The sequence below is a fragment of the Streptomyces sp. NPDC022910 genome (assembly GCF_055561075.1).
On the sequence record NZ_JBVHHL010000028.1, the window covers coordinates 40,290 to 62,796 of the forward strand.

Annotated in this window: 26 protein-coding genes and 3 pseudogenes; 13 read left to right on the plus strand and 16 right to left on the minus strand. The window is 70.9% G+C overall.

The features are described from left to right. Positions 1 to 95: 95 nt before the first annotated feature. A complete protein-coding gene (locus ACZ3TS_RS24990; protein ID WP_467621736.1) occupies positions 96 to 1,904 on the minus strand; it encodes a heavy-metal-associated domain-containing protein in 1,809 nt (602 codons plus the stop codon). 563 nt (positions 1,905 to 2,467) lie between these two features. Next, positions 2,468 to 3,724 carry an extracellular solute-binding protein gene (locus tag ACZ3TS_RS24995; RefSeq protein WP_467621739.1) on the minus strand — a complete coding sequence of 419 codons (1,257 nt, stop codon included), beginning with the start codon at positions 3,722 to 3,724 and terminating at the stop codon, positions 2,468 to 2,470. Between the two features lie 199 nt (positions 3,725 to 3,923). On the opposite strand from ACZ3TS_RS24995, the gene ACZ3TS_RS25000 reads away from it, so the two are divergent. After that, a complete protein-coding gene (locus tag ACZ3TS_RS25000; protein ID WP_467621742.1) occupies positions 3,924 to 4,139 on the plus strand; it encodes a dodecin in 216 nt (71 codons plus the stop codon). A gap of 10 nt (positions 4,140 to 4,149) precedes the next feature. Here the strand turns inward: ACZ3TS_RS25000 and ACZ3TS_RS25005 are convergent, their stop codons facing one another. Both ACZ3TS_RS25005 and ACZ3TS_RS25010 read right to left on the minus strand, forming a co-directional pair. After that, entirely contained in the window at positions 4,150 to 4,638 is a 489-nt protein-coding gene (locus ACZ3TS_RS25005) for a phosphatase domain-containing protein (protein ID WP_467621744.1), read from the minus strand. An 88-nt stretch (positions 4,639 to 4,726) separates the two neighbouring features. Then, positions 4,727 to 5,422, minus strand: a complete 696-nt coding sequence (locus tag ACZ3TS_RS25010; RefSeq protein WP_467621747.1) for a PAS domain-containing protein — start codon at positions 5,420 to 5,422, stop codon at positions 4,727 to 4,729. 377 nt (positions 5,423 to 5,799) lie between these two features. Between ACZ3TS_RS25010 and ACZ3TS_RS25015 the strand changes: the two genes are divergently transcribed. Continuing rightward, entirely contained in the window at positions 5,800 to 6,000 is a 201-nt protein-coding gene (locus ACZ3TS_RS25015) for a hypothetical protein (RefSeq protein WP_467621750.1), read from the plus strand. 546 nt (positions 6,001 to 6,546) lie between these two features. Continuing rightward, complete coding sequence (locus ACZ3TS_RS25020) at positions 6,547 to 7,749, plus strand: hypothetical protein (protein WP_467621752.1); 1,203 nt, start codon at positions 6,547 to 6,549, stop codon at positions 7,747 to 7,749. 54 nt (positions 7,750 to 7,803) lie between these two features. Here ACZ3TS_RS25020 and ACZ3TS_RS25025 read toward each other — a convergent pair whose 3' ends face one another. Further along, on the minus strand, positions 7,804 to 8,229 hold the full coding sequence (locus tag ACZ3TS_RS25025) for a CBS domain-containing protein (protein ID WP_467621755.1): 426 nt from the start codon (positions 8,227 to 8,229) through the stop codon (positions 7,804 to 7,806). Between the two features lie 43 nt (positions 8,230 to 8,272). After that, on the minus strand, positions 8,273 to 8,737 hold the full coding sequence (locus tag ACZ3TS_RS25030; protein ID WP_467621758.1) for a TIGR03668 family PPOX class F420-dependent oxidoreductase: 465 nt from the start codon (positions 8,735 to 8,737) through the stop codon (positions 8,273 to 8,275). A gap of 225 nt (positions 8,738 to 8,962) precedes the next feature. Between ACZ3TS_RS25030 and ACZ3TS_RS25035 the strand changes: the two genes are divergently transcribed. Together ACZ3TS_RS25035 and ACZ3TS_RS25040 are read left to right on the plus strand one after the other, a co-directional pair. After that, positions 8,963 to 9,466 carry an inorganic diphosphatase gene (locus ACZ3TS_RS25035; RefSeq protein WP_467621760.1) on the plus strand — a complete coding sequence of 168 codons (504 nt, stop codon included), beginning with the start codon at positions 8,963 to 8,965 and terminating at the stop codon, positions 9,464 to 9,466. After that, the gene (locus ACZ3TS_RS25040) at positions 9,463 to 9,807 is read left to right on the plus strand and encodes a hypothetical protein (RefSeq protein WP_467621763.1); all 345 of its coding nucleotides are present in this window, start codon (positions 9,463 to 9,465) and stop codon (positions 9,805 to 9,807) included. The genes ACZ3TS_RS25035 and ACZ3TS_RS25040 overlap by 4 nt, the downstream gene beginning before the upstream one ends. A gap of 16 nt (positions 9,808 to 9,823) precedes the next feature. On the opposite strand, the gene ACZ3TS_RS25045 is transcribed toward ACZ3TS_RS25040, so the two are convergent. Then, on the minus strand, positions 9,824 to 10,249 hold the full coding sequence (locus tag ACZ3TS_RS25045) for a MarR family winged helix-turn-helix transcriptional regulator (protein WP_467621764.1): 426 nt from the start codon (positions 10,247 to 10,249) through the stop codon (positions 9,824 to 9,826). Positions 10,250 to 10,314: 65 nt separating this feature from the next. Here ACZ3TS_RS25045 and ACZ3TS_RS25050 point away from each other — a divergent pair, with 65 nt between their 5' ends. Continuing rightward, on the plus strand, positions 10,315 to 10,761 hold the full coding sequence (locus tag ACZ3TS_RS25050) for a PaaI family thioesterase (protein WP_467621766.1): 447 nt from the start codon (positions 10,315 to 10,317) through the stop codon (positions 10,759 to 10,761). On the opposite strand, the gene ACZ3TS_RS25055 is transcribed toward ACZ3TS_RS25050, so the two are convergent. The 5 genes from ACZ3TS_RS25055 to ACZ3TS_RS25075 all read right to left on the minus strand — a co-directional run bounded on the left by ACZ3TS_RS25055 (position 10,762) and on the right by ACZ3TS_RS25075 (position 13,560). Further along, entirely contained in the window at positions 10,762 to 11,151 is a 390-nt protein-coding gene (locus ACZ3TS_RS25055) for a luciferase domain-containing protein (protein ID WP_467621768.1), read from the minus strand. It abuts the gene before it with no gap. 137 nt (positions 11,152 to 11,288) lie between these two features. Then, a complete protein-coding gene (locus ACZ3TS_RS25060) occupies positions 11,289 to 11,585 on the minus strand; it encodes a hypothetical protein (RefSeq protein ID WP_467621769.1) in 297 nt (98 codons plus the stop codon). Next, complete coding sequence (kdpF, locus tag ACZ3TS_RS25065; RefSeq protein WP_063797361.1) at positions 11,585 to 11,674, minus strand: K(+)-transporting ATPase subunit F; 90 nt, start codon at positions 11,672 to 11,674, stop codon at positions 11,585 to 11,587. Before kdpF ends, ACZ3TS_RS25060 begins: the two co-directional genes overlap by 1 nt. A gap of 99 nt (positions 11,675 to 11,773) precedes the next feature. Further along, positions 11,774 to 13,105 carry a diaminopimelate decarboxylase gene (gene lysA, locus ACZ3TS_RS25070; protein ID WP_467621771.1) on the minus strand — a complete coding sequence of 444 codons (1,332 nt, stop codon included), beginning with the start codon at positions 13,103 to 13,105 and terminating at the stop codon, positions 11,774 to 11,776. A 14-nt stretch (positions 13,106 to 13,119) separates the two neighbouring features. Continuing rightward, a complete protein-coding gene (locus ACZ3TS_RS25075) occupies positions 13,120 to 13,560 on the minus strand; it encodes an SAV_915 family protein (protein WP_467621774.1) in 441 nt (146 codons plus the stop codon). Positions 13,561 to 13,891: 331 nt separating this feature from the next. Here ACZ3TS_RS25075 and ACZ3TS_RS25080 point away from each other — a divergent pair, with 331 nt between their 5' ends. After that, positions 13,892 to 14,479, plus strand: a complete 588-nt coding sequence (locus tag ACZ3TS_RS25080) for a universal stress protein (protein WP_467621777.1) — start codon at positions 13,892 to 13,894, stop codon at positions 14,477 to 14,479. A gap of 328 nt (positions 14,480 to 14,807) precedes the next feature. On the opposite strand, the pseudogene ACZ3TS_RS25085 reads toward ACZ3TS_RS25080, so the two are convergent. The 3 genes and pseudogenes from ACZ3TS_RS25085 to ACZ3TS_RS25095 all read right to left on the minus strand — a co-directional run. Beyond that, positions 14,808 to 15,129, minus strand: a pseudogene (locus ACZ3TS_RS25085) (histidine kinase); the annotation flags it as partial. A 29-nt stretch (positions 15,130 to 15,158) separates the two neighbouring features. Then, positions 15,159 to 15,440: pseudogene (locus ACZ3TS_RS25090) on the minus strand (winged helix-turn-helix domain-containing protein); the annotation flags it as partial. A 401-nt stretch (positions 15,441 to 15,841) separates the two neighbouring features. Continuing rightward, the gene (locus tag ACZ3TS_RS25095) at positions 15,842 to 16,036 is read right to left on the minus strand and encodes a hypothetical protein (protein WP_467621780.1); all 195 of its coding nucleotides are present in this window, start codon (positions 16,034 to 16,036) and stop codon (positions 15,842 to 15,844) included. Between the two features lie 181 nt (positions 16,037 to 16,217). On the opposite strand from ACZ3TS_RS25095, the pseudogene ACZ3TS_RS25100 reads away from it, so the two are divergent. The 4 genes and pseudogenes from ACZ3TS_RS25100 to ACZ3TS_RS25115 form a co-directional block, all read left to right on the plus strand. Further along, a pseudogene (locus ACZ3TS_RS25100) lies at positions 16,218 to 16,397 on the plus strand (hypothetical protein); the annotation flags it as partial. A gap of 171 nt (positions 16,398 to 16,568) precedes the next feature. After that, positions 16,569 to 17,585, plus strand: coding sequence for a 2-hydroxyacid dehydrogenase (locus ACZ3TS_RS25105; protein WP_467621783.1), 1,017 nt, complete (start codon positions 16,569 to 16,571; stop codon positions 17,583 to 17,585). Continuing rightward, entirely contained in the window at positions 17,569 to 18,531 is a 963-nt protein-coding gene (locus tag ACZ3TS_RS25110; protein WP_467621785.1) for a hypothetical protein, read from the plus strand. Before ACZ3TS_RS25105 ends, ACZ3TS_RS25110 begins: the two co-directional genes overlap by 17 nt. Positions 18,532 to 18,534: 3 nt before the next feature. After that, the gene (locus ACZ3TS_RS25115; RefSeq protein ID WP_467621788.1) at positions 18,535 to 19,380 is read left to right on the plus strand and encodes a prephenate dehydratase; all 846 of its coding nucleotides are present in this window, start codon (positions 18,535 to 18,537) and stop codon (positions 19,378 to 19,380) included. A gap of 72 nt (positions 19,381 to 19,452) precedes the next feature. Here the strand turns inward: ACZ3TS_RS25115 and ACZ3TS_RS25120 are convergent, their stop codons facing one another. Further along, positions 19,453 to 20,001, minus strand: a complete 549-nt coding sequence (locus ACZ3TS_RS25120; protein WP_467621791.1) for a CGNR zinc finger domain-containing protein — start codon at positions 19,999 to 20,001, stop codon at positions 19,453 to 19,455. Here ACZ3TS_RS25120 and ACZ3TS_RS25125 point away from each other — a divergent pair. Together ACZ3TS_RS25125 and abc-f are read left to right on the plus strand one after the other, a co-directional pair. After that, on the plus strand, positions 19,993 to 20,487 hold the full coding sequence (locus ACZ3TS_RS25125) for a hypothetical protein (protein ID WP_467621794.1): 495 nt from the start codon (positions 19,993 to 19,995) through the stop codon (positions 20,485 to 20,487). The genes ACZ3TS_RS25120 and ACZ3TS_RS25125 overlap by 9 nt on opposite strands. A 343-nt stretch (positions 20,488 to 20,830) precedes the next feature. Continuing rightward, entirely contained in the window at positions 20,831 to 22,465 is a 1,635-nt protein-coding gene (abc-f, locus tag ACZ3TS_RS25130) for a ribosomal protection-like ABC-F family protein (protein WP_467621797.1), read from the plus strand. Positions 22,466 to 22,507: the final 42 nt, after the last annotated feature.

Below are 22,507 nucleotides of genomic sequence, written 5' to 3' on the forward strand. Positions count from 1 at the left end.
GACAGCAGCGCGCGGACATGGGTCTCGTCGCCTCGGTCACGGACCAGGTCGACGGTGGCCCGCACTCCGTCGTGATCGGGGTCGCGCTGCGGTACCTACGGGCTCGGTGACGCAGTACTCGGCGACGTGGGCGGTTCGACAGCCTTGGGGGCGGGGCCGCGGGTGACGCGACGAGCCGCCACCGCGGCCCACAGCAGGGCGATGAGGCTCGCGGCGTGCACGGGAGCGAGCGCTTGGAACGTACCGCGCCTGCGCCCGGCGACGGCGAACAGCGTCCCCACCACGGACGCCGCGAGCGCCAGCCTGACGGCACCTCGGGAGACCGTTCGGGCCGCGGTCACCGCGCGCAGGATGCACCAGGCGTCGGCCAGACCGTCCGCGCAGACCAGGTCCGCCGACCAGGACGCCTCGGCGCCCGGTGCGTCGGGCACCGCAACCGCGACGTCCGCGGCGGCCAGCGCCTCCGCGTCCGTACCCGAGACCACCAGAACGCCCTCGCCCTGGTTCCGCAGCTCGCACACTCGGTCGGTGAGACTTTCACCCATGCCGACGACCTGGTCGGCCGGAGACAGCAGGGCACAGATGCGCTCGTCCTCGGTGAGCACCACGCGCGCTCCAGTGGAGCGCGCCTCGGCCAGCAGTGGCTCAGCCAGCGGGTTCAGCGGGCCGCCCTCCGGGGCCTGCCGGTCGTTCACCAGGACGGCCGAGTCGATCACGACGGCCGAGACCAGGTCGAGCATGCGCAGCGCCGCCGGGTCGAGCGGCACGACACCACGCCTGGCCAGATCGCGTCCGACCGCCGCCGCGAAGCCCTCCCGCCCATAGCGGGCGGCCCGGGGCACAGCGGCGCGCAGCGCGTCCGCCGCCCGTCCCGGGCTGCGCGTCACCGCCAGTACCGCCGCGGCGGTGAGCGGGGCGAACGGCGCCAGCCGCTCCTCCCACCGCTCAACCGGTCCGGGCGGCCGGACCGTGCCGCGCAGGTGCCGCGCCGGCCGGGTGTGCGGTACACAGTCCGGACCGGGGCACAGGTCCTTCTCCCGCCGCTCCCACACCTGGCGCCGTGCGCGGATCTCGCCGAGCAGGAGCACCCGGCCCGCCATGTCGACGGCCGGCATGGCGAAGCCGCCGCACAGCCCGTTGACGGTGGCGCTGACCAACGACAGCAGCAGATCCGTCTCGTGCGGCCCGATACACCGCACCAAGGGCCTGCGCAGCGCCCGCTCGAGCTCCAGCGCAGCCACCGCGGCGGGCACCGTCCGGGGCAGCGACGGCAGACGGAAGACACTCTGGAGGACTCCGGCGGCCACCGCGGCGCAGTCGACCAGCAGTTCCGCCACCGCAGCCGCGACCGGCACGTCGTCGCCCGGAGTGACGGGCTGCGCCCAGGGGAAGTCCGCGTCCTGCACGCCGTTGGCCTCCTCGGCCGCCCTGACCGTCTCCAGAAGCCGGTCGATGCCGACGCTCCGCTCGTCGAACGACAGCAGGACCTGGCCGGTCACGGCATTGACCTCGGCCCACCGAACCCCGTTGAGCGATCGCAGTGACCGGGTCACAGCGCCGACCAGCCGCTCCGGCCTGCGGGCACCGGGCGCAAGCCCCCGTACCTCGATGTGCGCACGCCCGTGACCCGTCCAGACGCGACGGATGTGCCGCCGCGGATGAAGATCGACCAGAGCACGCCCCGCCCGTACGGCCCGCTCGGGTATTTCGGCGGCCATGAAGCCGCCGTGCCGGGCAGCCGACGCCGCGACACGCCCCGTGCCCTCGGCGACGTGCAGACCCGCCCTGGTCACCCCGGTCGTCACCCCGCCGACCGTCCTGACCGACGCGGACCCCACACTTGCGGCCGTGCGGGCGCCCGCCCTGCCCAGCACCCGCGCTCCCTGAACCCCGGCGCGGGTCACGGCCGGCAGGGTTCCGTGCACCTGGCCCGAGGACACCGTCCGGGCCAGAATCCGACCCGGCCGAGTGAGAACGGACGCCACGCCTGCAGCCACGCCGAACGGGTACCCGCCACGCCCGACCCACACCTCGACGGCGGACAACCAAGGATCAGAAAACGTCAAGGCACGGGGAAGGCAGACGCGGCCTTCTCGTCACGGTGCGGCTACCGGCCCACCGCAGGCCGCCCAGCGCCGCTCACACCACGGCGGGCCGCTCCTGAGTGGCTGTCGCAGGCTCCTCGCCTCCTGCGGCGTCCGGCCCCGACGCGTGCCGTCGGGCTTGGGCACCGACTGTGCCTCCTCCAGAAGACCGCGCACACGCGCCGCCCGGTAGTGGATCCGTGTGCCCTCCCGCCGCGTGCTCACGGGCCCCGCGGCCCGCGGCTCGGCCAGGTGCTGGGACGTCGCGGACCGCCTCGCGTGCGTCATCGAGCAGATCACCCGGTTGGCCGCCGTGCTCATTCATCGTGCAGGCCCACCTCGCGCAGGTCGTCGTGGCCCAGAACGATGACGCCCGCACGCGCTCAGCCGTCGGCGAGTATCCGGGTGATGCGGTGCGAGGCGCGGGCCGCTTCGGTCGCCGGGTCCGCGCCTGACAGCACCCTGGTCATGTACGTCTTGATGGGGTTGTCCGCCTCGACGGCCGCCCAGGCGGGCGCGGCGGGCGTCGCCCGGCCCTGTGCGGCGCCGGCCGCCATCGCCGCGACGCCCTCCTCGCCCGCGACCGCCGAGGCGAGGGTGGTCTTGTTGGGCACGTAGTTCATCGTGCGTGCCAGCTCGGTCTGCCAGGCCGTGCCGGACAGGGCGGCGACGACGGCCGTGGCGCCGGGGCGGTCGTCGGTGTTCTCGGGGACCACGAGGTCGGAACCCGCGGTGAAGACCGCTCCGGGCCTCGCGGCCGTCTTGCCCGGGATGGGGAAGTACCCCAGTTCGCCCTTCAGCTCGGGGTTCTTCTGCACGATGGCCTGCGCCAGTCCGGGCACGGCCACGATCTGCGCGACACGCCCCTGGGTGAACACCCCGGCCTGCGGCGGATGTTCCTCGTCGGCGCCGACGGGCCCCGAGCCCAGTGCCTGGAGCTGCCGGTAGAACTCCATGCCGCGCAGCGCAGCAGGCGTCTGCAGCGTGCCCTCCCAACGGCCCGTCGAGGTCTGTACGGCAAGGTCGCCCCCCTCGTCCCAGATGAATCCGGACAGGGTGTACCAGTCCTGACCTGCCAGGTAAATGCCTTGATCGCCGTGGGAGTTGAGCCTCGCGGTGTCGGCGAGCCACGCGGTGCGCGTCCTCGGCAGCTCGGTGATACCCGCCCGGGCGAAGAGGTCCTTGCGGTAGATGACGACACGGTTGGCGGCGTACCACGGAATGCCGTACTGGTGCCCCGCGAAGCTGCCCGGCTGGGCGAGTCCCGGCAGCCAGTGCTCCATGCCCCAGTCGCGCATCGACTCCAGTGTCAGATCGAGCAGCCCACCGTCTTCGACGTACTGTGCGACCTGGGTGTTGCCGACCTCGATGACGTCGGGGCCGCCGCCGTCGGTCCGCTCGAGCGCCGACTGGACCTTCGTACCGATCCCCGTCCACTGCTGGATGCGGATGTCGAGCCGCAGGTCGCCGTGGGTCCGCTCGAAGTCGTGGGTGAACCGGTCGAGGAACGCGGGTGACGCGCTGTCCTTCATCAGCCACACCGTCACGGTCCGCCGCTCGGTCCCGCCGCCGGGCAGGACGCCGCACACGGTCAGGAGGAAGGCGGACACACAGACGAGGGCGAGGAGGCGACGTCTCACGGAGGGTCCTGTTCTGCCTTGCGGACAAGGGACATGGGCCCGACGTGAGGGACGAGCGTGAGGCTCGTGCGGGTGCTCCGGGTTTTGGTATGGACCAATGCAGAGATCAAGGGGTGGCCCCATGTCTCGCGGTCCGCCGCACCATACGGCACCGTGGAGTGACGTGTGACACAGCCGCCACGCCGAGAGGAGCACCCGCATGACCGACCACACCTACCGGGTCACCGAGATCGTCGGCAGCTCGCCCGAGGGTGTCGACCAGGCGATCCGCAATGGCATCGCCCGTGCCTCGCAGACCCTGCGCAACCTGGACTGGTTCGAGATCACGCAGGTCAGGGGCCGTATCGAGAACGGGGAGATCGAGCACTACCAGGTCGGCCTGAAGGTGGGCTTCCGCCTGGAGGACGGCGAGTAGCCGGGACCCGTCAGGTACGCCCCTCCCGCTCCTGCGCGTCCTTCAGTGCGGCGGAGGGAGAGGCCCAGCGGGCGCGTACGACCGTGAAGCCCGCCCGTTGCGCGTCCTGGCAGACGAGTTCGTCGTCGTCGACGAGCACGCGGATCTCACGGCCGCGCGCCAGCTCGCGGAGGATCTCCAGCTTGGTGAGGCGGGCGGGCCTGCGGTCGCCGTTGGACCGCATGTACACGCGCCCCTCGGGCAGCCCATGGGCGGAGAGCCAGTCGAAGGTGTCGCGCCGGCAGCGCGCGGGCCGCCCGGTCAGATAGACGATCTCGCACTCCTCCGCGCTCTCCAGCACGAGCGCGACGCCCTCGGCCAGCGGGGGATCCTTCGGCGCGGCCGCGAAGAACGCGTCCCAGTCACGCGGGTTCGTCTCCAGGAAGCGCTGCCGGTGCGCGGTGTCGGCAAGGGTGTTGTCGAGATCGAATACGGCGACCGGTCGGCTGTTGTGCGTCACCCGGCCCACTCTAAGGCGGGCTGCCACGCGGCAGACTCTCACGGGCACGGGACGGCGCCCGGCCCAGCACCACCCCTTCGCCGAACCTTCAGCCGCCTCGCCGCGCGGGAGCCGGCGGCCACGCGTCGGGCGCCAGGACGCCCTCGACATACGCGCGTGCCACCAGGGCCGCCTTGCCGGTGACGCCCCAGCGGCGGGACAGCTGCTTGAAGTGGTAGTTCACACCGTCCACGGTCAGGCCTACGGCGGAGGCGATCTGTCCCGTCGTGGAACCGGCCGCGGCCAGGGCGAGGATCCGGGCCTCTATCTCGTCCGCCTTGACCTCCGAAGCGGCGGCGTCGCTCCGCGGGGCAGGGCGGTCCTCGTCGATGCGGAGCATGAGCAGCAGGTCCGGCGCGTCGGCGGACGTCTCGCCGACCAGGTCCACGATCATCTCGCCCTGGCGCTCCACACCGGTCGCGGTGGTCCAGCGGACCGCGAGGGTGTACCGCGACCTGCGGTGCAGCCGAATCGCCTCGGTGACGGCGCAGAGCTGGTCCCTGGTCTCCGGGTGGAAGAGATCGAGGATGCTGCGTCCGCGCCACGGTCCGGCGAGCGTGCCCCACTCCCCCGCCATCGCGGCGTTCACCCGCAGGATCGTGCCGTCGGTCGTGCAGTACGCCGTAGGCAGCGGGAGCCGGTCGAACAGGCCCAGCGCGCGGTTGCGCCAGAAGACCGCCGCGCCGCTGTCCGGTATCGGGGACATGGCGGTCGGCAGAGGCGCGCGCTGCTGCCGGGGATCCACGTGCCTCCTCCTTCTGGCTCCGCGCCCTGGCCACAGGGCTGGTGTGGACACCTCTCATCTTGGTGAAGGTGGCGTTCGGGCGTCCAGCCCGGGCTTCCGGGCCTCCGGGACCAGGGGAGGCATCGGCCGAGACAACGCGGCGGATCCAAGTGGGTGTACGTCGCCGTGTCGTCGCCCGACCGTGCCACGGGGTGATGACACGATCTGCTCGATTTCACCCATCGGGTCCCACGGGACCTGGCCCAATGGCGCGGTGCGTGCCCGGCCACCCCTGTCCGGGCGGAGCCGCCTGACGTCTCGTCACCTCTCGCGGAGGCCACGCGTTCCGTCTCAGATCTCATGCCGCGACAGGCCGGGTGCGCCTGCGGGTGAAGGCCGTGTCAGGAGCGGTTTCCGCTCTGGGCTCGCTCGCGCTCTTCGGTCTGCCCGCCCATGCCGACCCGCCCCCGCCCGAGCGGCCGGGCTCCGACGACGTGATCCACGCCTGCTACGACGAGCGCACCGGTGCTCTGCGCTATGTGTCGGACGCCGAGGAGTGCCGCCGGCGTGAACGGCCACTGTCCTGGTCCCGGACCTAGCAGCCCGGGGCTCAGGGTCCGGCCGGACCAGCGGGACCAGCCAGGTCGGCGGGACCGGCCGGACCTGCCCGGCCGGCGGGACGAGGGGCGTCGTCGGTTCCCTCCGGTCTCGTCAACTTCGTCGACGCCACCGAGACGGACGGTTTCGTCGGCGCCACCGGGCAGGCCAATGTGGAGCCCACGGCCGACGCCGCCGGAACACCGCTGCCGGACGCCCACCATGTCAGCCACCTCCGGGTGAGGGCCGGGGAGGCGGCTCCGGGGCCCTGTCCTTGATGCAGGGGCACACGGCCGCGCAGGTCGGGGAGAGCGAAGGTCGTTCGCCCACCGGCCACCACTGTGTTCGTCACCTGGCACACCGGCTGACGGCCGAGGCGCACCCGGCCGCCCAGGACGGTACCGCGGGGACCCCAGGCCATTCGGCTGACGATGTTTCACCGGCTTCAGCACTGGGCCACGTCAGATTCTCGTACAGCAGTGGTAAATCACCCAACCATGGCCAACCCTCACGTTGCGGACCGCATGCCGGTATCACAGGGTCAAGATGTGAACGCAATCCCGCCCGTCCCCGTCGCCGAACGCGACGGGGACGCAGCCCCTCGCGTCCGCCTCCCCCTGCAGAACAGGCTCCTGCCCGGTGCCGCGCAGGCCCTCGCCCTGTTCACCTCGATCCGCCTCGCCGGTATCGCCGCGATCGCCCTGGCGAACCACCTCGCCGGCCAGCCGCTGCTCAAGGGCTTGGCCCGCTCCTGGGACTCCCGCTGGTACCTGCACATCGCCGAGTACGGCTACGGCACCCGCATCCATGTCATCGCCTCCACCGGTGCCGTCCAGCGGGACTGGGCATTCTTCCCGCTCTACCCGGGACTCATCCGTGCCCTGTCCACCGTGCTTCCGCTCTCGCCGGGCGCCGCCGCGCTGCTGATCGCGTGGAGCGCCGCGGGGGTGGCCGCGTACGGCATCTACGCGATCGGCCATCACCTGTACGGACGAGCGGCCGCGACCACCCTGGTGGGCGTGTGGGGCGCCCTGCCGCACGCCGTCGTCCTCGACATCGCCTATACGGAGTCCCTGCTCACCGCGCTCGCCGCCTGGTCCCTGTACGCCGTGCTGAAAGGCCGCTGGCTTTGGGCGGGCGCGCTCGCTGCTCTGGCGGGCCTGGCCCGGCCCACCGGTTTCGCCGTGGCCGCGGCGGTGGGCGTCGTGGCCGTGCGGGAGATCATCATGCGGCGCGGCCGCGTCCCGCTGGGGCTGTGGATCGGCACCGCGATCGCGCCCCTCGGCTGGGTGGGCTTCATGCTCTGGGTCGGCGACCACACGGGCGACCTGCTGGGCGGCTACTTCACGGTGCAGCGGGCCTGGGAGTCCCGCTTCGACTTCGGCGCCGGATCGCTGCACTTCCTCAAGTCGTTGCTGCTGCACGGCGGCCGGATCGTCTACCCGCTGGCGTTGGTCATCGTCACGGCGGCCGTCCTTTTGTTCTGCCTGCTGTGCATCGACCGTGTCCCACTGGCGCTGATCGTCTACGCGGGCGTACTCGTCCTGATCACTGTGTGCGGCTCCGGCCCGTACGCGTCGAAACCCCGCTTCCTGCTGCCCGCGTTCCCACTGCTGATCCCGCTCGCGCTCGCCTTCGCACGGAGTTGGAGAGTCCGTCCGAGGCACGCCCTTCTGCTCGGCGCAGCCCTCGCCGTGCTCTCCGTGGCTTACGGAACCTATCTCCTGACGGCCAGCCACACGCCCCTGTGAGCCCCGGAAGGCGGGCCGGTCAGGGCCCCACGGTGACCTCGCGACAGACCCCCCTCATCGGTTCGGGTCGGCCCTGCTGATGTCGGCCAGGGCCGACTGGGGATCCTCCGTGGCGGCGAGGTCGCCCAGGCTGACGACGCCGACCGGGCAGCCACCGCTTTCGACGACGGGCAGCCTGCGAACGGCGTGCCTGCGCATCAGCTCGGCCGCGTGGTCGGTGGTGTCGTCGGGCGTCAGCGTCACCACCGGCGGACGGGTGCACACGGAACCCACGGTGGTGGTGTGGGGGTCGCGGTCCTCGGCGACCGTCCGGACCACGATGTCCCGGTCGGTGAGCAGTCCGAACAGGTCGCGGTCGTAGGTCACCAGGACGTCGCCGACGTCCTGGTCGCGCATGAGGTGGGCCGCCCGGGCCACGGAGGTCATCGGCTCGACGGCGACCGCGCCACGGGACATCACGTCACGTATCTGCCTGGTCATGGAAACCTCCCGGATCGTCTCGTCGGAGTACTGCCCAGCCCTTTCATCCGGCCGCATGGGGTTCGGAAGCGGCACGCCAGCCGCTCCATCGGCGTACGGCGACCACGATCACCGGTCCGTCGGGCGGGCAGTCCCGGTACTGGGGGTACTTGCGTGTCAGCAGCGCGAGGGCGGCCCGGTACTCGTCGCGCTCCTGGTCGGCGGGCGCGCCGGGCTGCACGGCACGGGCGCCTCCGTCGGCCCGTACCCACCACAGCTGGTCCCAGTCCTCGTCGTACGCGTCCGCGAGCAGGCACACGGCCGGATGCACGGCGATGTTGCGCAGCCGTGCGAGCCGCTGGGAGCTCTTCGGTTTCCGGTCGACGACCATGACGATCCCGTCGTCGCCGTGGTGGGCGAACACGACCGGTACGAGATGGGGCCGACCCGTGGGATCCACCGTCGCCAGCCGCGCGACCCTGGACCCGGCGAACCGCCGCCGTGCCTCGTCCTCTGCCATTCGCGGCACTGCCGCTCCTCCTCCCGGATCGGTGGCGTCGGCGACGTACCCGTTTCCGTCCGGTGTGCTTTCCGACGCTGACGGGTACCCGACCTCCGGCTCTTTACACCGTCTCACCCTCTGTCGGGGCGGTCGCCCGGAGAGGCGGGCCACACGCCCCGGATGTCGGAGGCACCGGGCCGGAGCACCCTGGAAGCACACCGGCCTGCCGACCGACCGGGCAAGGAGGCCGTCGTGGAATTCGACGTGATCGTGGAGATCCCCCAGGGGTCGCGCAACAAGTACGAGATGGACCACGAACTGCACCGCCTGCGCCTGGACCGGATGCTGTTCACCTCCACCCAGTACCCGGCCGACTACGGGTACATCGACCACACTCTCGGCGGGGACGGGGACCCGCTCGACGCCCTGGTCCTGGTCGGCGACCCCACCTTCCCCGGCTGCGTGATCGAGTGCCGTGCCGTCGGCATGTTCGTCATGAGGGACGAGAAGGGCCCCGACGAGAAGATCCTCTGCGTCCCGGCACACGACCCGCGGTATGCGGCCGTGCAGGACGTCGACGACGTCCCGGTCTTCGACCGGCTGGAGATCACCCACTTCTTCGAGGTCTACAAGGACCTGGAGCCGGGCAAGTCGGTCGAGGGCTCCCACTGGGAGGGACGTGACCAGGCGTACGCGGAGATCGACGCGTCCCGCAGGCGCGCCACTGCGGGCCCGGTGAAAGGACCCGCATCATGACGGCCGATCCCACATCCGCCGCCGCGACGTTCAGCTTCGTCTGCCTGGACTGCGGACACACCTGGGACGCCGTCTTCCGGGTCACGTACTTCACCGCCCCGAGCGGACTGACCTCCCGAGCGTATGTGGACGAGAGGGGCCGGGTGCGGAAGTCACCCGTGGGCAACGCGGACTGTCCCGGTTGCGAGGGCCGCAAGGTGCACGTCCTGGCGCCCGAACTCGCGGCCCGGGCACGCGCCGCCGAGCACGCCGTCCGTGAGCGCCGTGTCCGGCACATGCATCTTCCGCACCTGCGGCACTCCTCCTCACGTGGGGCACCGGGCGCACAGACGTCCGCGTAGGGCTCGCCGGCGGACTTCAGGGTTGCCAGTGGGCCAGGTCGTGCAGAGCCGCGGCCGTCCTGGTGAATCCGTCGGCGCCGAGCAGGGCGTGCAACTCCGTGTTGAAGCGGTCGATCTCCGGCCGGGCCGACTGCAGGGCGCCGCTCCCCGCCTCGGTCAACTCCAGTACGACCGCCCGGTGTTCGTGTGGGTGGGTTCGCTTGGCGACGAGCCCCGACGCGGTGAGGCGCCCCACGAGCCCGGTGATCGCCGATTCGCGCAGCCCGAGGGTCCGGGCGAGTTGTTGCTGGGTGATGCCCGGCTGGTCGTGGACCGCGAACAGGGCGCCGAGTTGTGCGGTCGTGACCCCGGCGGCGGCCAGCAGTCGCCGGTCCGCGGTGGTGCGCAGCTGGTGGGCCGCCCGCTGCAGGAGGAAGAAGAGACGCTGGTCGGGCTCGGGCATGGCCCGATGTTGACAGACACTCGCGGCGGACGCCATCCTCACTTCACTGGTGAAGTGAGCTGGGTGTGACCGTCGTTCTGGACTTGGCTCTGGCCCGGAAGGTGCTGGAGGCGCAACCCTTCAGCGTGTTGCTCGGCGCCCGGCTTGTGGCCTTCGGCGACGGTGAGGCAACGCTGGAACTGGACATCCGCGAGGAACTGCGCCAGCAGTACGGCTTCGTCCACGGCGGTGTGCTCGGCTACGCGGCGGACAACGCACTGACGTTCGCGGCCGGGAGCGTGGTGGGCAACGGGTTGATCACCTCCGGCTTCACCATCGATTACCTCCGGCCGGCCACGGGCGATGTGCTGCGCGCGCACGCCCGGGTGGTGCGGGCCGGCCGCACGCGGGTCGTCTGCCGCTGCGACCTGTCCACGGTGGACGACACGGGCGTGGAGAAGCTGTGCGCGGTGGCCCAGGGCACGATCGCGGTGACGGCGTCCGCGAACGAGATCGACATCAGCGTCAGCTGATCACCTCGGGCGGGATCCACGTGGAAGCACTGTCACGCGACGGAAGTTGCACGTCTCGGGCCGGCGGGCGGCCTTGGGCCGCGTCTGGTGCGCCTGGAGCGCCATGCTGACCAGGCTCAACAGCAGGTCCACGTCGGCGTCGCAGTCGAGGTGCACGGTCACCCATCGTGAACCGGGCACCATGCGGATGGCGGTCGACTCCGCGAGGTCGCCGGAGATGCGCTGGATGGCCCCACTGGTGAGGTGCAGGTCCGCCTCGTGGTCGGTGTGGAAGTGGACGATCTCACTGTGCGTAGAGCGGAGCGCCCGCCCCGTACCGCAACTGGCCGGACCCGCCGTGAGGTCGGGCCAGGCGTCGAGTCGCTCCAGGGCGCGCTGGGCCAGAGTCATGCCCCCATCGTCGTCTCCTCACCGCGCCGACACCAGAGGTTGAGGGTTCTGTAACCGGGACGTGAGGTTGACGGGGAGGGAGCGACTCGCACCGTTGCCTGCAGCGGTGCTCACGCACTCAGCCGGTACGGCAGTCGTCACGGCTGGGCGGACGGTCGACGACAGTCTCCCCTTCCTCGCCCGCCTGTGCGCCCGGCTACACGGTCCGGGTGCGTGATGGCGAGGCCCGTCGTCAGGGCGGCACCGATCTCGGTGACGAACATGACCTGGTTGCGGGCCAGCATCACCGGGTCGAGCTTGCGCAGAGCGGCGGGCAGGGCCGGCCACAACTGCTGGGGGTCGAGCAGGCCGGCGCCTATCCGGCGCGACGGGCCCGCGGCGCGTGGTGTCACGGTGTCCGCGGGTTCCTCCCTCACGGGAGTGGGCGCGCTCATCAGAAGCGCTCCGGCTTGATCAGAGCCACCACCAGGTAGGCCAGCAGGGCGATGGCGACGATCAGCCCCACGACGTTCTCGGCCGTCACAAGGACCTCACACGTAGTACTCGGCACAGGGCTTGGGGCACCTCCGGGCGAGGGCCGGGCCGTCGACTCGCCCGGAGGTGGATCGGGGAAGCCGAGCGGCTAGAGACCGACGTCCCGGCTGCGGATGTCGTCCAGGGACTCCCGGCGCACCAGGAGGCGGGCGTGACCGTCGCGTACGGCCGCCACCGGCGGCCGTCCCACCAGGTTGTAGCCGGAGGCCATCGACAGGTGGTACGCGCCCGCAACCGGGACGGCCAGCACGTCTCCGGGGTGGACGTCGCCCGGCAGTTCGACGTCCGTGGCAAGGACGTCACCCGCCTCACAGTGGCGGCCCACCACGGTCATGGGGGCCATGGGCGCGGTGCTGTGCCGGCCGACGAGCCGGGGCGCGTAGCGCACGCCGTACAGCGCGGGGCGCGGGTTGTCACTCATGCCGCCGTCGACGGCCACGAACGTGTGCTCGCCCGTGCGTTTGACGGACAATACGTGGTACAGGGCGATGCCTGCCGGACCCGCGATGGCGCGGCCCGGCTCGATCATCAGGCGGGGAACGGGAAGCCCCGCCGCGGCGCACGCCTCGCTCAGTTCCACGCGGACCTTGCGGGCCAGCGTGGTGAGGTCCAGGGCCTGCTCACCGGGGCGGTACGCGATGCCGTGGCCTCCGCCCAGATCGAGCTCGGGAAGAACCAGGCCGTGCTGCTCGTGCAGCCGGGCCATGAGTCCCACCATGCGACGCACCGCGAGCAGATACGGCTTCACACTCGTGATCTGCGACCCCAGGTGGCAGTGCAGACCGGTGAGTCGGAGCTGCGGCTGGTCGAGTATCCGGGCGATGGCGTGCTGGGCGTAACCGTCGGCGATGGACAGGCCGAACTTCTGGTCGTCCGTGCCGGTACGGATCTTCTCGTGACCGCCGGCGCTGATGCCGGGCACCACGCGGACCATGACCTTCTGGTGACCGTCCGGGCCGACCGCGGCGGCGAGCCGCGCGATCTCCGAGGGGCTGTCGATGACGATGCGGCCGACGCCGCGGCGCAGGGCGCTCTCCAGGTCGCGCGGGGACTTGGCGTTGCCGTGCAGCACGATCCGCTCGGGCGGAAAGCCGCCGACGACGGCGAGTTCCAGTTCGCCGCCCGAGCAGACGTCGAGGCCGAGGCCCTCCTCGTCCATCCAGTGGATCATGGCGCGGCACAGGAACGCCTTGGCCGCGTACAGGACTTCGGCCTCGGGAAAGGCGTGCCGGTAGGTACGGCAGCGCTCGCGGACCTCGGCCTCGTCAAGGACATAGACAGGGGTCCCGAAGCGCTCGGCGATCTCCATGAGGGGTACGCCGCCCACCACGAGGTCACCGCGGTGGTGCTCGGTCGTCGAGGCGGGCCAGACCGACAGCTCGGCGGTGGTGGTGACGGCGGGTTCGCGGACGGTGGTCATCGTGCCTTCCCCTCTCAACCGATCCACAGCGCCAGCGCCGAGACGAGCGCGGCGGCGCCGGTCACGCGCAGCACTCCGACGGCCTGCGGATCCCAGGAAGTCGTACGTGAGCGGCTGACGGGGGACTTCTCCGGAACACGGGGCAGGTCACCGGCCGGGGTCGGCGCGGGAGCCGGCGCCGAGAACTGGGGGTCAACCGTGACGTGAGTGACGCCGAGCGGTGCGGTCAGCGCGCGCAGCGCGGGCTCGGCAAGTCTGATCCACGCCTGGTCGGAGCCGAGCGTCGCGTGCAGGCGCCGCTCGGAGGTGAAGCCGACGGCCGTACGCTCGCCGAGGGGCGTACGGAAGAGCCGGGCCGCACACCCTGCCGGACCCGGCCGGACCGGAACGAACAGTGGTCCGGCCGGGAACCGATCAGAGGGCTCCGGGTCTTCGCCGCACAGGATGTCTGTCATGGGATGCCTCCTGGAGGATCCGATGTGAGTCACGAGATGGGGGAAGTGCCCCGGGCGCGGGGAGGCGGACCGGGGCTCGCCACTGACGCTATGCCCGGCCACCCCGTGATCCGGATGTCTCATGACGCGATTCTGACGGCGATCGGGGGGACACTGACGGGATGCTGACACGAGGGACGATCAGCCCGCGGAAAACCCGTCAGAGGAGCGCCAGGAAACGGTGCCCGGACTGTTCGCCGGCTCCCGACCAGGGATGAGATGAAGGCAGGCCCCCTCAAAGGGGCTGCCCGCGGGACAGCCCCCGCGGGCGCGTCCGAAGAACGGTGGAGTCATGTCCGGTACCAGTGCCCCAGCAGACGCTGCTCGGGTCTTGGTGGGTGTGAGCGGCTCCCCGGGCAGTCTCACCGCCCTGCGTCGGGCCGCCGAGGAGGCTCGGCGCCGGGGCGCCGAGCTGTGGCCCCTGATGGCCTGGGAGCCGCCCGGAGGAGACATCGCCGCCCGCCGTGGCCCGGGCGCAACCGTAATGCTCGACGCATGGCAGGACCTGGCCCGGCAGCGGTTGGTCAGCGCCCTCGGCGACGTCTTCGGCGTCAACGGATCCGGTGTGACGATGCGCGCACTGGTCGCACGGGGCGTCCCGGGCATGGCGCTGGTGGCGACCGCCGATCGCGAGGGCGACCTGCTGGTCGTCGGTGCCGGACGGCGCAGCCGCTGGCACCGCGCGTGCTCGCGCTCGGTGAGCCGTTACTGCCTGGCTCACGCCACCTGCCCGGTCCTCGCGGTGCCGCCGTCGCCCCTTGAGGCCGAGCTCGCGTTGGCGCATCGCCGCAACGTCTTGCGACTCGGCCTCGGCACGGGCCGTCTGGCCGAGGAGGCGGCTCGTATGACGGAGGGCCGTTCAGGACGGTCGGACTCCTGAACGTGTCTCGGTGACCGCTGTCACGGCCCCCTCGGAACGCCGCACGGACGTCCGTCGTGGGCGGCTGGAAACTGGCGTCGGGTTCCCACCGGGGCACCCCCGCGCAGTTCCTTGCACGGCGTTGGTCCCGGCCGTGAAGTCGCAAAGCCACCTGTCCCGTTCTCGCGGTGCCACCGTCCGCGCCGGAGGCCGCGCGTCGCCGCCGGATCCGGCGGCTGCGTCCGGACGCCGAGCGGCTGAAGCATGAGAACGCAACCGCCGCGGGGCACGGGCCGCAGGTTCTCGCCGGGGACGCACCCGACCCCCGGGCCTACGTCGTGGCTGTCGTGTAGTCGGGCAGAGCCGCATCGACCTTGTCCGGCTTGTAGATGTTGCCGTGCGCCCTGCGGCGGCGCAGCGCCTGGGGACATGTCGACCAGTTCGATCTGGTCGGCACGACGCACCACTTCGTCCGGCACCCTCTCCTGCTGTCGTACACCGTTGATCGACTCGACGAGGTCACCCAGGGACTCCAGGTGCTGGATGTTGACGGTCGAGAACACGTCGATCCCGACGGCCAGCTGTTCTTCGACGTCCTGCCAGCGCTTGGCGTTGCGGTACCCGGGGGTGTTGGTGTGGGGCAGTTCGTCGACCAGGGCCACCTGAGCTCTCTGCGTCCGAAGCTTGCCGCGTGCCCTTTTCACCCTTCGAAGCGGTAGCCCATGCCGGGCTCGGTGATGAGGTAGCTGGGGCGTGAGGGGTCCGCCTCCAGTTTGCGGCGCAGCTGGGCCATGTACACGCGCAGGTAGTTGGTCTTCCTGCTCCGGGACACGCCCCAGACCTCCTGGAGCAGGTACTTCTGTGTGACGAGCCGGCCGGGGTTGGTGACCAGGATCTCCAGCAGGTGCCATTCCGTCGGGGTCAGCCGCACGTCACGGCCGCCCCTGACAACCCTCTTGGCGAGGAGGTCGATGGTGAAGTCCGTTCGTGCTGGTCATACGGGGGTGGACTCCTGTCTCGCCCAGGAAGGATAACCCGGCATACCCGGTGTCTCACCACAGACTGACAGGGAGGGGTGGCGCCAAGGGCGCGATCCACTACTGAGCGGCTCGGGAAAGCGGCGGAGGCGCCGGGGCCGTGCGGGATGGTCAGAGCACGGCACTGAGGTATGCGACAGTCGCCCACTGGCGTGTTCTCATCGCGCTCTCGTCGGCCTCCCTGTCCGGTTCCCGCCGGTCATTGCAGTTCACCCGTCGGACAAGCGCCTGAAGGGCCTCCTGCTCCTTGCTCAGCCGGCCCCGGACGAGAGGGTACTCGTGCTTGTTCATGATCTGCCCTGGTTGACGGTGAGTGCGTGCGTGACTCGAACCTGCCGTCCGGGGTCTACAGCCCCAGATCGAGGGCAAGGCACGAGTAGTACTTCCACGAGCCTTCGGGGTCGTACGAGGCGTTCACCCCACCGTTCGGCTCTCCCGCCACCTCTTCGGTCATGTCCTCGAGGCGGATGCGCTCGGGGAGCTTGCCGTACCGCGCGTGCCGGGCCGCCGCGGCGGCGTCCATCGTCAGTTCCTTGCTCATGACCAGTCTCCACTTCAGCGGTCGTGGATCGTGTCCTGGTTGCCACCCGGACAACAACCAGCCTGCCCCTTCATTCGTAACCTGTCAAGATGGTGACGTCGTTCAAATCGATCCCTCACGGGACCGCCTGTGGGCCGGACACATGTGAACTGAGGGCCCGAACCTCCACGTGCTCGGTTCCCATGACCGGCCGCGCCTGGCGAAGGAACTGCGGGACGAGCTTCTGGAGAAGCACCCGGACCGTAACCCCACCCCGCAGGTCGTGCGGAACACCCTTGAGTCACTCGTGGCCAAGGGGCGCATCCGGCGTCACAAGCACCAGCGCTCGGTGATGTACACCCTCGCCGCTGCGCCCACGTGAGGAGAGTGAGCACATGTGAACAGGTGTCGGTCGATGAGGACCGCACATGACCTTCCCCCCCGCACGGAACCGCACCGTGCGGGGAGAAACCCTCCGCTCGACGGGCGGCTCCGCATGCCGGCAGCCCGTCGTACCACGAGGCGGGGACAGAATCAGAAGAGCTGATGCACCATGAACGACGGCAGGACCGTCTGGCTTCCCTATTACCCGGAGCAGCTCGCCGGCCTCCCGGACGGACTCATCTACCACCACTGGGACGGCTCCGGCGCGCTGCCCGGCGACCCCGCGGCCGTGCGGTTCCTGGTGGGGATCCCGGCCCCCGGCGCAGAGAAGCCGCTGAGCGGCGTGCTGCCCCTCGCCCGGAATCTTGAGGTGCTCCAACTGCTCAGTTCGGGATACGAGCACATCCTGCCGCTCGTGGACCGCATGCCACCCGGCCTTCGGGTGTCCACCGGGCGGGGTGTACACCGCGGACCCACCGCGGAGTTGGCGGTCACCCTTCTGCTTACGCTGTCCCGGGGCATCGACGACTTCGTACGCAGGCAGCCCGAGGGCGCCTGGACGCGCGGCATCTGGCACACCTTGCTCGGCAAGCGCGTCCTGGTCGTCGGCCACGGCGCCGTCGGCACGGCCGTCACCGACCGGCTCCGCCCTTTCGGCTGCGAGGTCATACCCCTCGCCCGGACAGCGCGCACCACGGCTCGGGGCCCTGTGCATGGCGCGGCGGAGCTGCACGCGCTGCTGCCGACGGCGGACGCGGTGATCCTCTGCGCGCCGCTGACCGACGAGACGCACGGCATGCTGGGTTTTGCCGAGCTGGCGCTGCTCAAGGACGGCGCGCTCCTGGTGAACGTGGGCCGAGGCGAACTCGTGGACACCGATGCCCTGACCCGCGAGGTGAGTCGTGGCCGGCTGCGGGCCGCCCTGGACGTCACGGACCCGGAACCGCTGCCGTCCGACCACCCGCTGTGGAAGCTGCCAGGCACGCTGATCACTCCGCACGTAGCGTCGTTCACCGATGCGTTCCCCCGGATGACCGAGGAGTTCCTCGTCCGGCAGTTGCACCGCTTCGCACGGGGTGAGGCCGTGGAGAACGTCGTACTCACCGCGCACGGACACCGTCGGAGCCAGGGTGTCGAGCACGAGACGGGCGAAGTGAGGCACGAGAGCGATGACAGGGCCGCATAGGCGGACGACGGCAGTCGCACACGAGGACTACCCGCGGACGGCACCCGGGCCTGGCACCGACCTGGCCCAGGTGTTCGAGGCGTACGAGTGCGACGGCCGCGCCGATCCCGGGGCGGCGTGGGCTTCCTTCACCGCCGACTGGAACTGGGCCGCCCTCCTGCCCCACGCGGTAGCGGAGTCCGGTCCCGACGGCGCTCCGGTGGCCCGCCCAGGATCGGGCGGGTACTCGCTTTCCGGACGGTGGCGTCTGCCGAGGGACACCGAAGTCGGGCGGTGGCTGGCTCTGCCGCTCGCCGGTCCACGTGGAGCGGCCTGCGGGAACGCCACCGCGATCCGTCCGGACCGGCCCGACGTCTTCGTGATCGCGTCGAAGGTGCTGCCCCGGATGACGGACGTCGGCCTGCGTGCCGTCCGCTTTCCGGCCGACTCGGACACCCCGTTCCGGCTGGACGACGTCCACGTACCGACCGGCTTCGCCACCCACTCGTCCGGCACGGCGCTGTCGGCGCAGGACATCGGCTTCCTGTGGACCTCGGTCGCGGGCATGGCGCTGGGCGCCGCGAGCCGGCTGGCGGACGAGCTGGCCGTGCTGGGCCCGAACGTGGCCGCGCCCTTCCTCTCCCCCGCCGCCGCGGCTGCCGAGCTGTCGGCGCTGCTGCACCAGGAGCGGCTGGGATTCACGGCGGAGTTGTACAACCGCCCCGGGCTGGGGCAACTCATCTCCCTAGCCGCCCGTGAGCCCCTGGCGGACCGCGTCCGGCGTGCGGCCCTGCTGGTGCACCACGTGGTGACAGCGGCGTACGAGACTGCGCTCCCGTTCCCTGCGAAAAGCGGACAAAATCCTCTGGAGTCTCTCGTTGCGGACAGCGCCGCGGTCCTCCACCACCTGCGGTTTACGGTGGACCTCTTGCCGATGGAAGACGTCGGCTCCCCTACAGGAAGGTGACACGTGACGACCGTCGCATACCAGGGCGAGCTCGGCTCCAATTCGGCGGCCGCCACCCAGCATCTGTTTCCCCACAGCGCGGAGCTGCCGTGCACCAGCTTCGAACAGGCGCTGGACGCGGTGACGCTCGGCGCCGCGGACGTGGCGGTGATCCCGGTGGACAACTCCGCGGCCGGACGGGTAGCGGACGTGCACCACCTGCTTCCGGAGTCGGGCCTGTTCGTGATCGGGGAGTACTTCCTCGCCATCCATTTCGACCTCATGGGCGTCCCCGGCGCGGCACTCGACGACGTGGAGTGCGTGCGCAGCCATGTGCACGCACTGGGGCAGTGCCGAAAGGTGCTGCGTGAGGGCGGCTGGCGCACCCTCGTCAGTGACGACACGGCGGGGGCCGCTCGCGAGGTGGCGGAGCTGGGCGATGTCCGGCACGCGGCGCTCGCCCCGCCCGCCGCGGCCCGGCACTACGGTCTGGAGGTGCTGCGGGCGGGTGTCGAGGACGACCCGGACAACACCACGCGGTTCGTCGTTCTCTCCCGCGAGGCCCTCTTCGCGCCCGTCACGGACGAACCGACGATGACGAGTCTGTTCTTCGCCGTACGCAACATCCCCAGCGCTCTCTACAAGGCGCTCGGCGGATTCGCCAGCAGCGCGGTCAACCTCACCAAGATCGAGAGCTACCAGATGGGCGCCGGTCTCAACCCGAGCTGCTTCTACGTCGAGATCGAGGGCCACCCCGACCAGCCCCACGTCGCGCTCGCCCTGCAGGAACTGCGTTTCTTCTCCACCGAGGTGCGGATCCTCGGCGTGTACCCGGCCCACCCGCACCGCCTGCGGGAACGCAACGGGTGACCCCACGCCCTCCGTCCGACGGCCGCCCCGGGGCGGGCGGCCGTCTCGCACCGCGGACCGGCCGCAGGGCGGTCAGCTCTTCGCGCTGTGTTGGCGTGCCCGGTAGGCGGCGGCCTTGACCCGGTTGCCGCAGGTCCTCATGGCGCACCACTCCCGCCGGTGGCCACGCGAGCGGTCGAGGTAGACCTGGGTGCACTCGGGACGGGCGCACTCGCGCAGCAACGCCTCCTCGTCGCCGCCGAGGATCTCGACCGTCTCGCGGGCGAGAGCCGCGAGTCCCTGGGAGACGGAGCCGGTACGGGTCATACCGTCGGGACCGAGTCGCAGCGTCACGGGCAGGCCCGACGCCTGCAGATTCACCTCGGCGACCGCCTCGGCGGGCAGTGGCCGGCCCGCGAGTCGGGCCGCGACCAGGGAGTAGATCGACTCACGCAGGTCCAGAGCGATAGCGAGGTCGACCTCGCTGGCGCCGGGCATCAGATCCAGCATCCCCGACTCCACGAACCAGTCGTCGAGCAGCTCAGGGGAGGCGAGCTTCTCCGTCGGCGCGGCGTTGCGTCGCGCGCGCAGCGTGCCGACGAAGTCGAGGGGGAGCGTCCCACAGGGAAAAGCATGATTCACGTCACCATACTGACCAGTGACTCGCGAATATGCAACCTCCCGGCGCGATCACCTCTTCGCCCGGCGGAGGCACTGGCGGTACTGACCGACTTCGGTCCCTCCCCCGCCGAGAACTGGCCCACCATCGACGCCGACCACTTCACCGTCCACGAGCTCGGGGAGAACCGGGCCGAAGTGACCGAAGGGACCAATGCCGCCTGGGAGCGAGCGCGCTACGAGTGGGACGCCTCGAAGGTCACCATCACCACCTTCGACTCGAAGCTCTGCGCCCGCGCCGAGCATGCCCAGCATCGCCCGTCGCCCGACCGGTGCGCCCTCGGCCCTCGGCTTCGGCTTTCCTGCCATGGTCAGTGTGCTCCTTCGAGGTGGCGACGATCCCGGCGCTGTGCGGCCGCACGGGCGGCGCCGGCCGGGCGAGCCCACACGTGTGAACATGGTCGAACCATGCGCGAAATCGTCACCTATTCAACTGGTGACGAATGGTGACACGGCCGCCCCAGGGCTGTCAACAACGCGACGAATGGCACAGCGCGGCATGTACCCGACCGGCATGCACCATGTGCCGATGAGCGCACATATGTGTGAGCTCCGACGGCTGGACCCGGGAAGGGGACGACAGCTGCTAGGCTTTCAGTGACGTAGATCGTGTATCGAGGAGTCGCAGACGTGGTGGGTGAAGACGACATCTCCGGGTGAGATCCGGGTCTGACGGCCACCGGTCGGCGCTCAGGAGCGCTGCCGACGTGGTCCGTTTCGTCGCTCCCCTTTTTCCACGTCTGCCCAGGGCAGAGGTCCAAGCTCTGCCCTCAGTCTCTTCGAGGTCGCTTTCATGTCCGACGCCGCCATCGTCTGCTCGAACCTGTCCTTCGTCTGGCCCGACGACACTCCGGTCTTCCACGACCTGTCCTTCACCGTGAACACCGGACGGACGGGCCTCGTCGCGCCCAACGGCTACGGCAAGAGCACCCTGCTCAAGCTGATCGCCGGCGAGCTGAAGCCCGCCACCGGCTCGGTGTCCGTCGGCGGCAGGCTGGGCTACCTCCCGCAGAGCCTGCCCCTGACCGGCAACCTCACAGTCTCCGAGGTGCTCGGCGTCGCCGCGGTGATCCGGGCCCTGGACGCCGTGGAGTCCGGTGACGTGAGCGAGGAGCACTTCGCCACCATCGGCGACGACTGGGACATCGAGGAGCGCACCCGTGCCCAGCTCGACCGCCTGGGCCTCGCCGACCTCACCCTGGACCGCAGCCTGGGCACGCTCAGCGGCGGCCAGGTCGTCTCGCTCGGCCTCGCCGCCCAGCTGCTCAAGCGCCCCGACGTGCTGCTGCTCGACGAGCCCACCAACAACCTCGACCTGGAGGCCCGGCACAAGCTCTACGACGTGCTGGAGGACTTCAACGGAACTCTGCTGCTGGTCAGCCACGACCGCGCGCTGCTCGACCGGATGGAACTCATCGCCGAGCTGGGCAGCGACGAACTGCGCTTCTATGGCGGCAACTTCACCGAGTACGAGAAGGCCGTGCGCGCCGAGCAGGAGGTCGCCGAGAAGAACGTCCGCAACGCCGAGCAGGAACTGAAGCGGGAGAAGCGGGAGATGCAGCAGGCCCGCGAACGCGCCGAGCGCCGCGCGAGCAACGCCGCCCGCAACCTCAAGAACGCCGGCCTGCCCCGCATCTTCGCCGGCAACATGAAGCGGGGCGCGCAGGAGTCCGCGGGCCGGGCCGGGCAGATGCACGCGTCCCGGGTCAGCGAGGCCAAGGCCCGCCTCGACGAGGCCGGACGCGGCCTGCGTGAGGAGCAGCGCATCACCCTGGACCTGCCCGACACCCAGGTGCCCGCCGGGCGCAACCTCTTCCTCGGCGAGGGGATGCAGGTACGCCTCGGGGACAGGCCCGTGTTCGCGGAAGGCGGCGTCGACCTGACCGTCCGCGGCCCCGAGCGGATCGCCCTGACCGGCCCCAACGGCGCCGGGAAGACCACCCTGATGCGTCTGATCACCGGTGAACTCGCCCCGGAAGCCGGGGATATCAAGCGCAACGACGGCCGCATCGCCTACCTCTCCCAGCGCCTGGACCTGCTGAACCTGGACCGCACCGTGGCAGAGAACTTCGCCGCGTTCGCCCCGGAGCGGCCCGAGGCGGAGCGGATGAACCTGCTCGCGCGCTTCCTCTTCCGGGGCGCGCGGGCGCACCTGCCGGTCGGGGTGCTCTCCGGCGGCGAACGGCTGCGCGCCACCCTGGCCTGCGTGCTGTGCGCCGAACCGGCCCCGCATCTGCTCCTGCTCGACGAGCCGACCAACAACCTCGACCTGGTCAGCGCGGGCCAGCTGGAGAGCGCGCTCAACTCCTACCAGGGCGCCTTCATGGTGGTCAGCCACGACGAGCGGTTCCTCGCCGAGATCGGCGTGAACCGCTGGCTGCGGCTGGCCGACGGCACGCTCAAGGAAACGGGAGCCCCCGCGGTGTGAGCCGTCGGCGTGTGAAGTGGCCCGTGCCCGAGGCCGTGCGCC

Coding starts and splice junctions, on each gene's coding strand:
- ACZ3TS_RS25000 (WP_467621742.1), top strand. CDS start 3,924: ATGACCGACCACACCTACCGGGTCACCGAGATCGTCGGCAGCTCGCCC.
- ACZ3TS_RS25025 (WP_467621755.1), bottom strand. CDS start 8,229: ATGACCAGGCAGATACGTGACGTGATGTCCCGTGGCGCGGTCGCCGTC.
- ACZ3TS_RS25040 (WP_467621763.1), top strand. CDS start 9,463: ATGACGGCCGATCCCACATCCGCCGCCGCGACGTTCAGCTTCGTCTGC.
- ACZ3TS_RS25045 (WP_467621764.1), bottom strand. CDS start 10,249: ATGCCCGAGCCCGACCAGCGTCTCTTCTTCCTCCTGCAGCGGGCGGCC.
- ACZ3TS_RS25055 (WP_467621768.1), bottom strand. CDS start 11,151: ATGACTCTGGCCCAGCGCGCCCTGGAGCGACTCGACGCCTGGCCCGAC.
- ACZ3TS_RS25060 (WP_467621769.1), bottom strand. CDS start 11,585: ATGAGCGCGCCCACTCCCGTGAGGGAGGAACCCGCGGACACCGTGACA.
- lysA (WP_467621771.1), bottom strand. CDS start 13,105: ATGACCACCGTCCGCGAACCCGCCGTCACCACCACCGCCGAGCTGTCG.
- ACZ3TS_RS25075 (WP_467621774.1), bottom strand. CDS start 13,560: ATGACAGACATCCTGTGCGGCGAAGACCCGGAGCCCTCTGATCGGTTC.
- ACZ3TS_RS25080 (WP_467621777.1), top strand. CDS start 13,892: ATGTCCGGTACCAGTGCCCCAGCAGACGCTGCTCGGGTCTTGGTGGGT.
- ACZ3TS_RS25095 (WP_467621780.1), bottom strand. CDS start 16,036: ATGAGCAAGGAACTGACGATGGACGCCGCCGCGGCGGCCCGGCACGCG.
- ACZ3TS_RS25105 (WP_467621783.1), top strand. CDS start 16,569: ATGAACGACGGCAGGACCGTCTGGCTTCCCTATTACCCGGAGCAGCTC.
- ACZ3TS_RS25110 (WP_467621785.1), top strand. CDS start 17,569: ATGACAGGGCCGCATAGGCGGACGACGGCAGTCGCACACGAGGACTAC.
- ACZ3TS_RS25125 (WP_467621794.1), top strand. CDS start 19,993: ATGATTCACGTCACCATACTGACCAGTGACTCGCGAATATGCAACCTC.
- abc-f (WP_467621797.1), top strand. CDS start 20,831: ATGTCCGACGCCGCCATCGTCTGCTCGAACCTGTCCTTCGTCTGGCCC.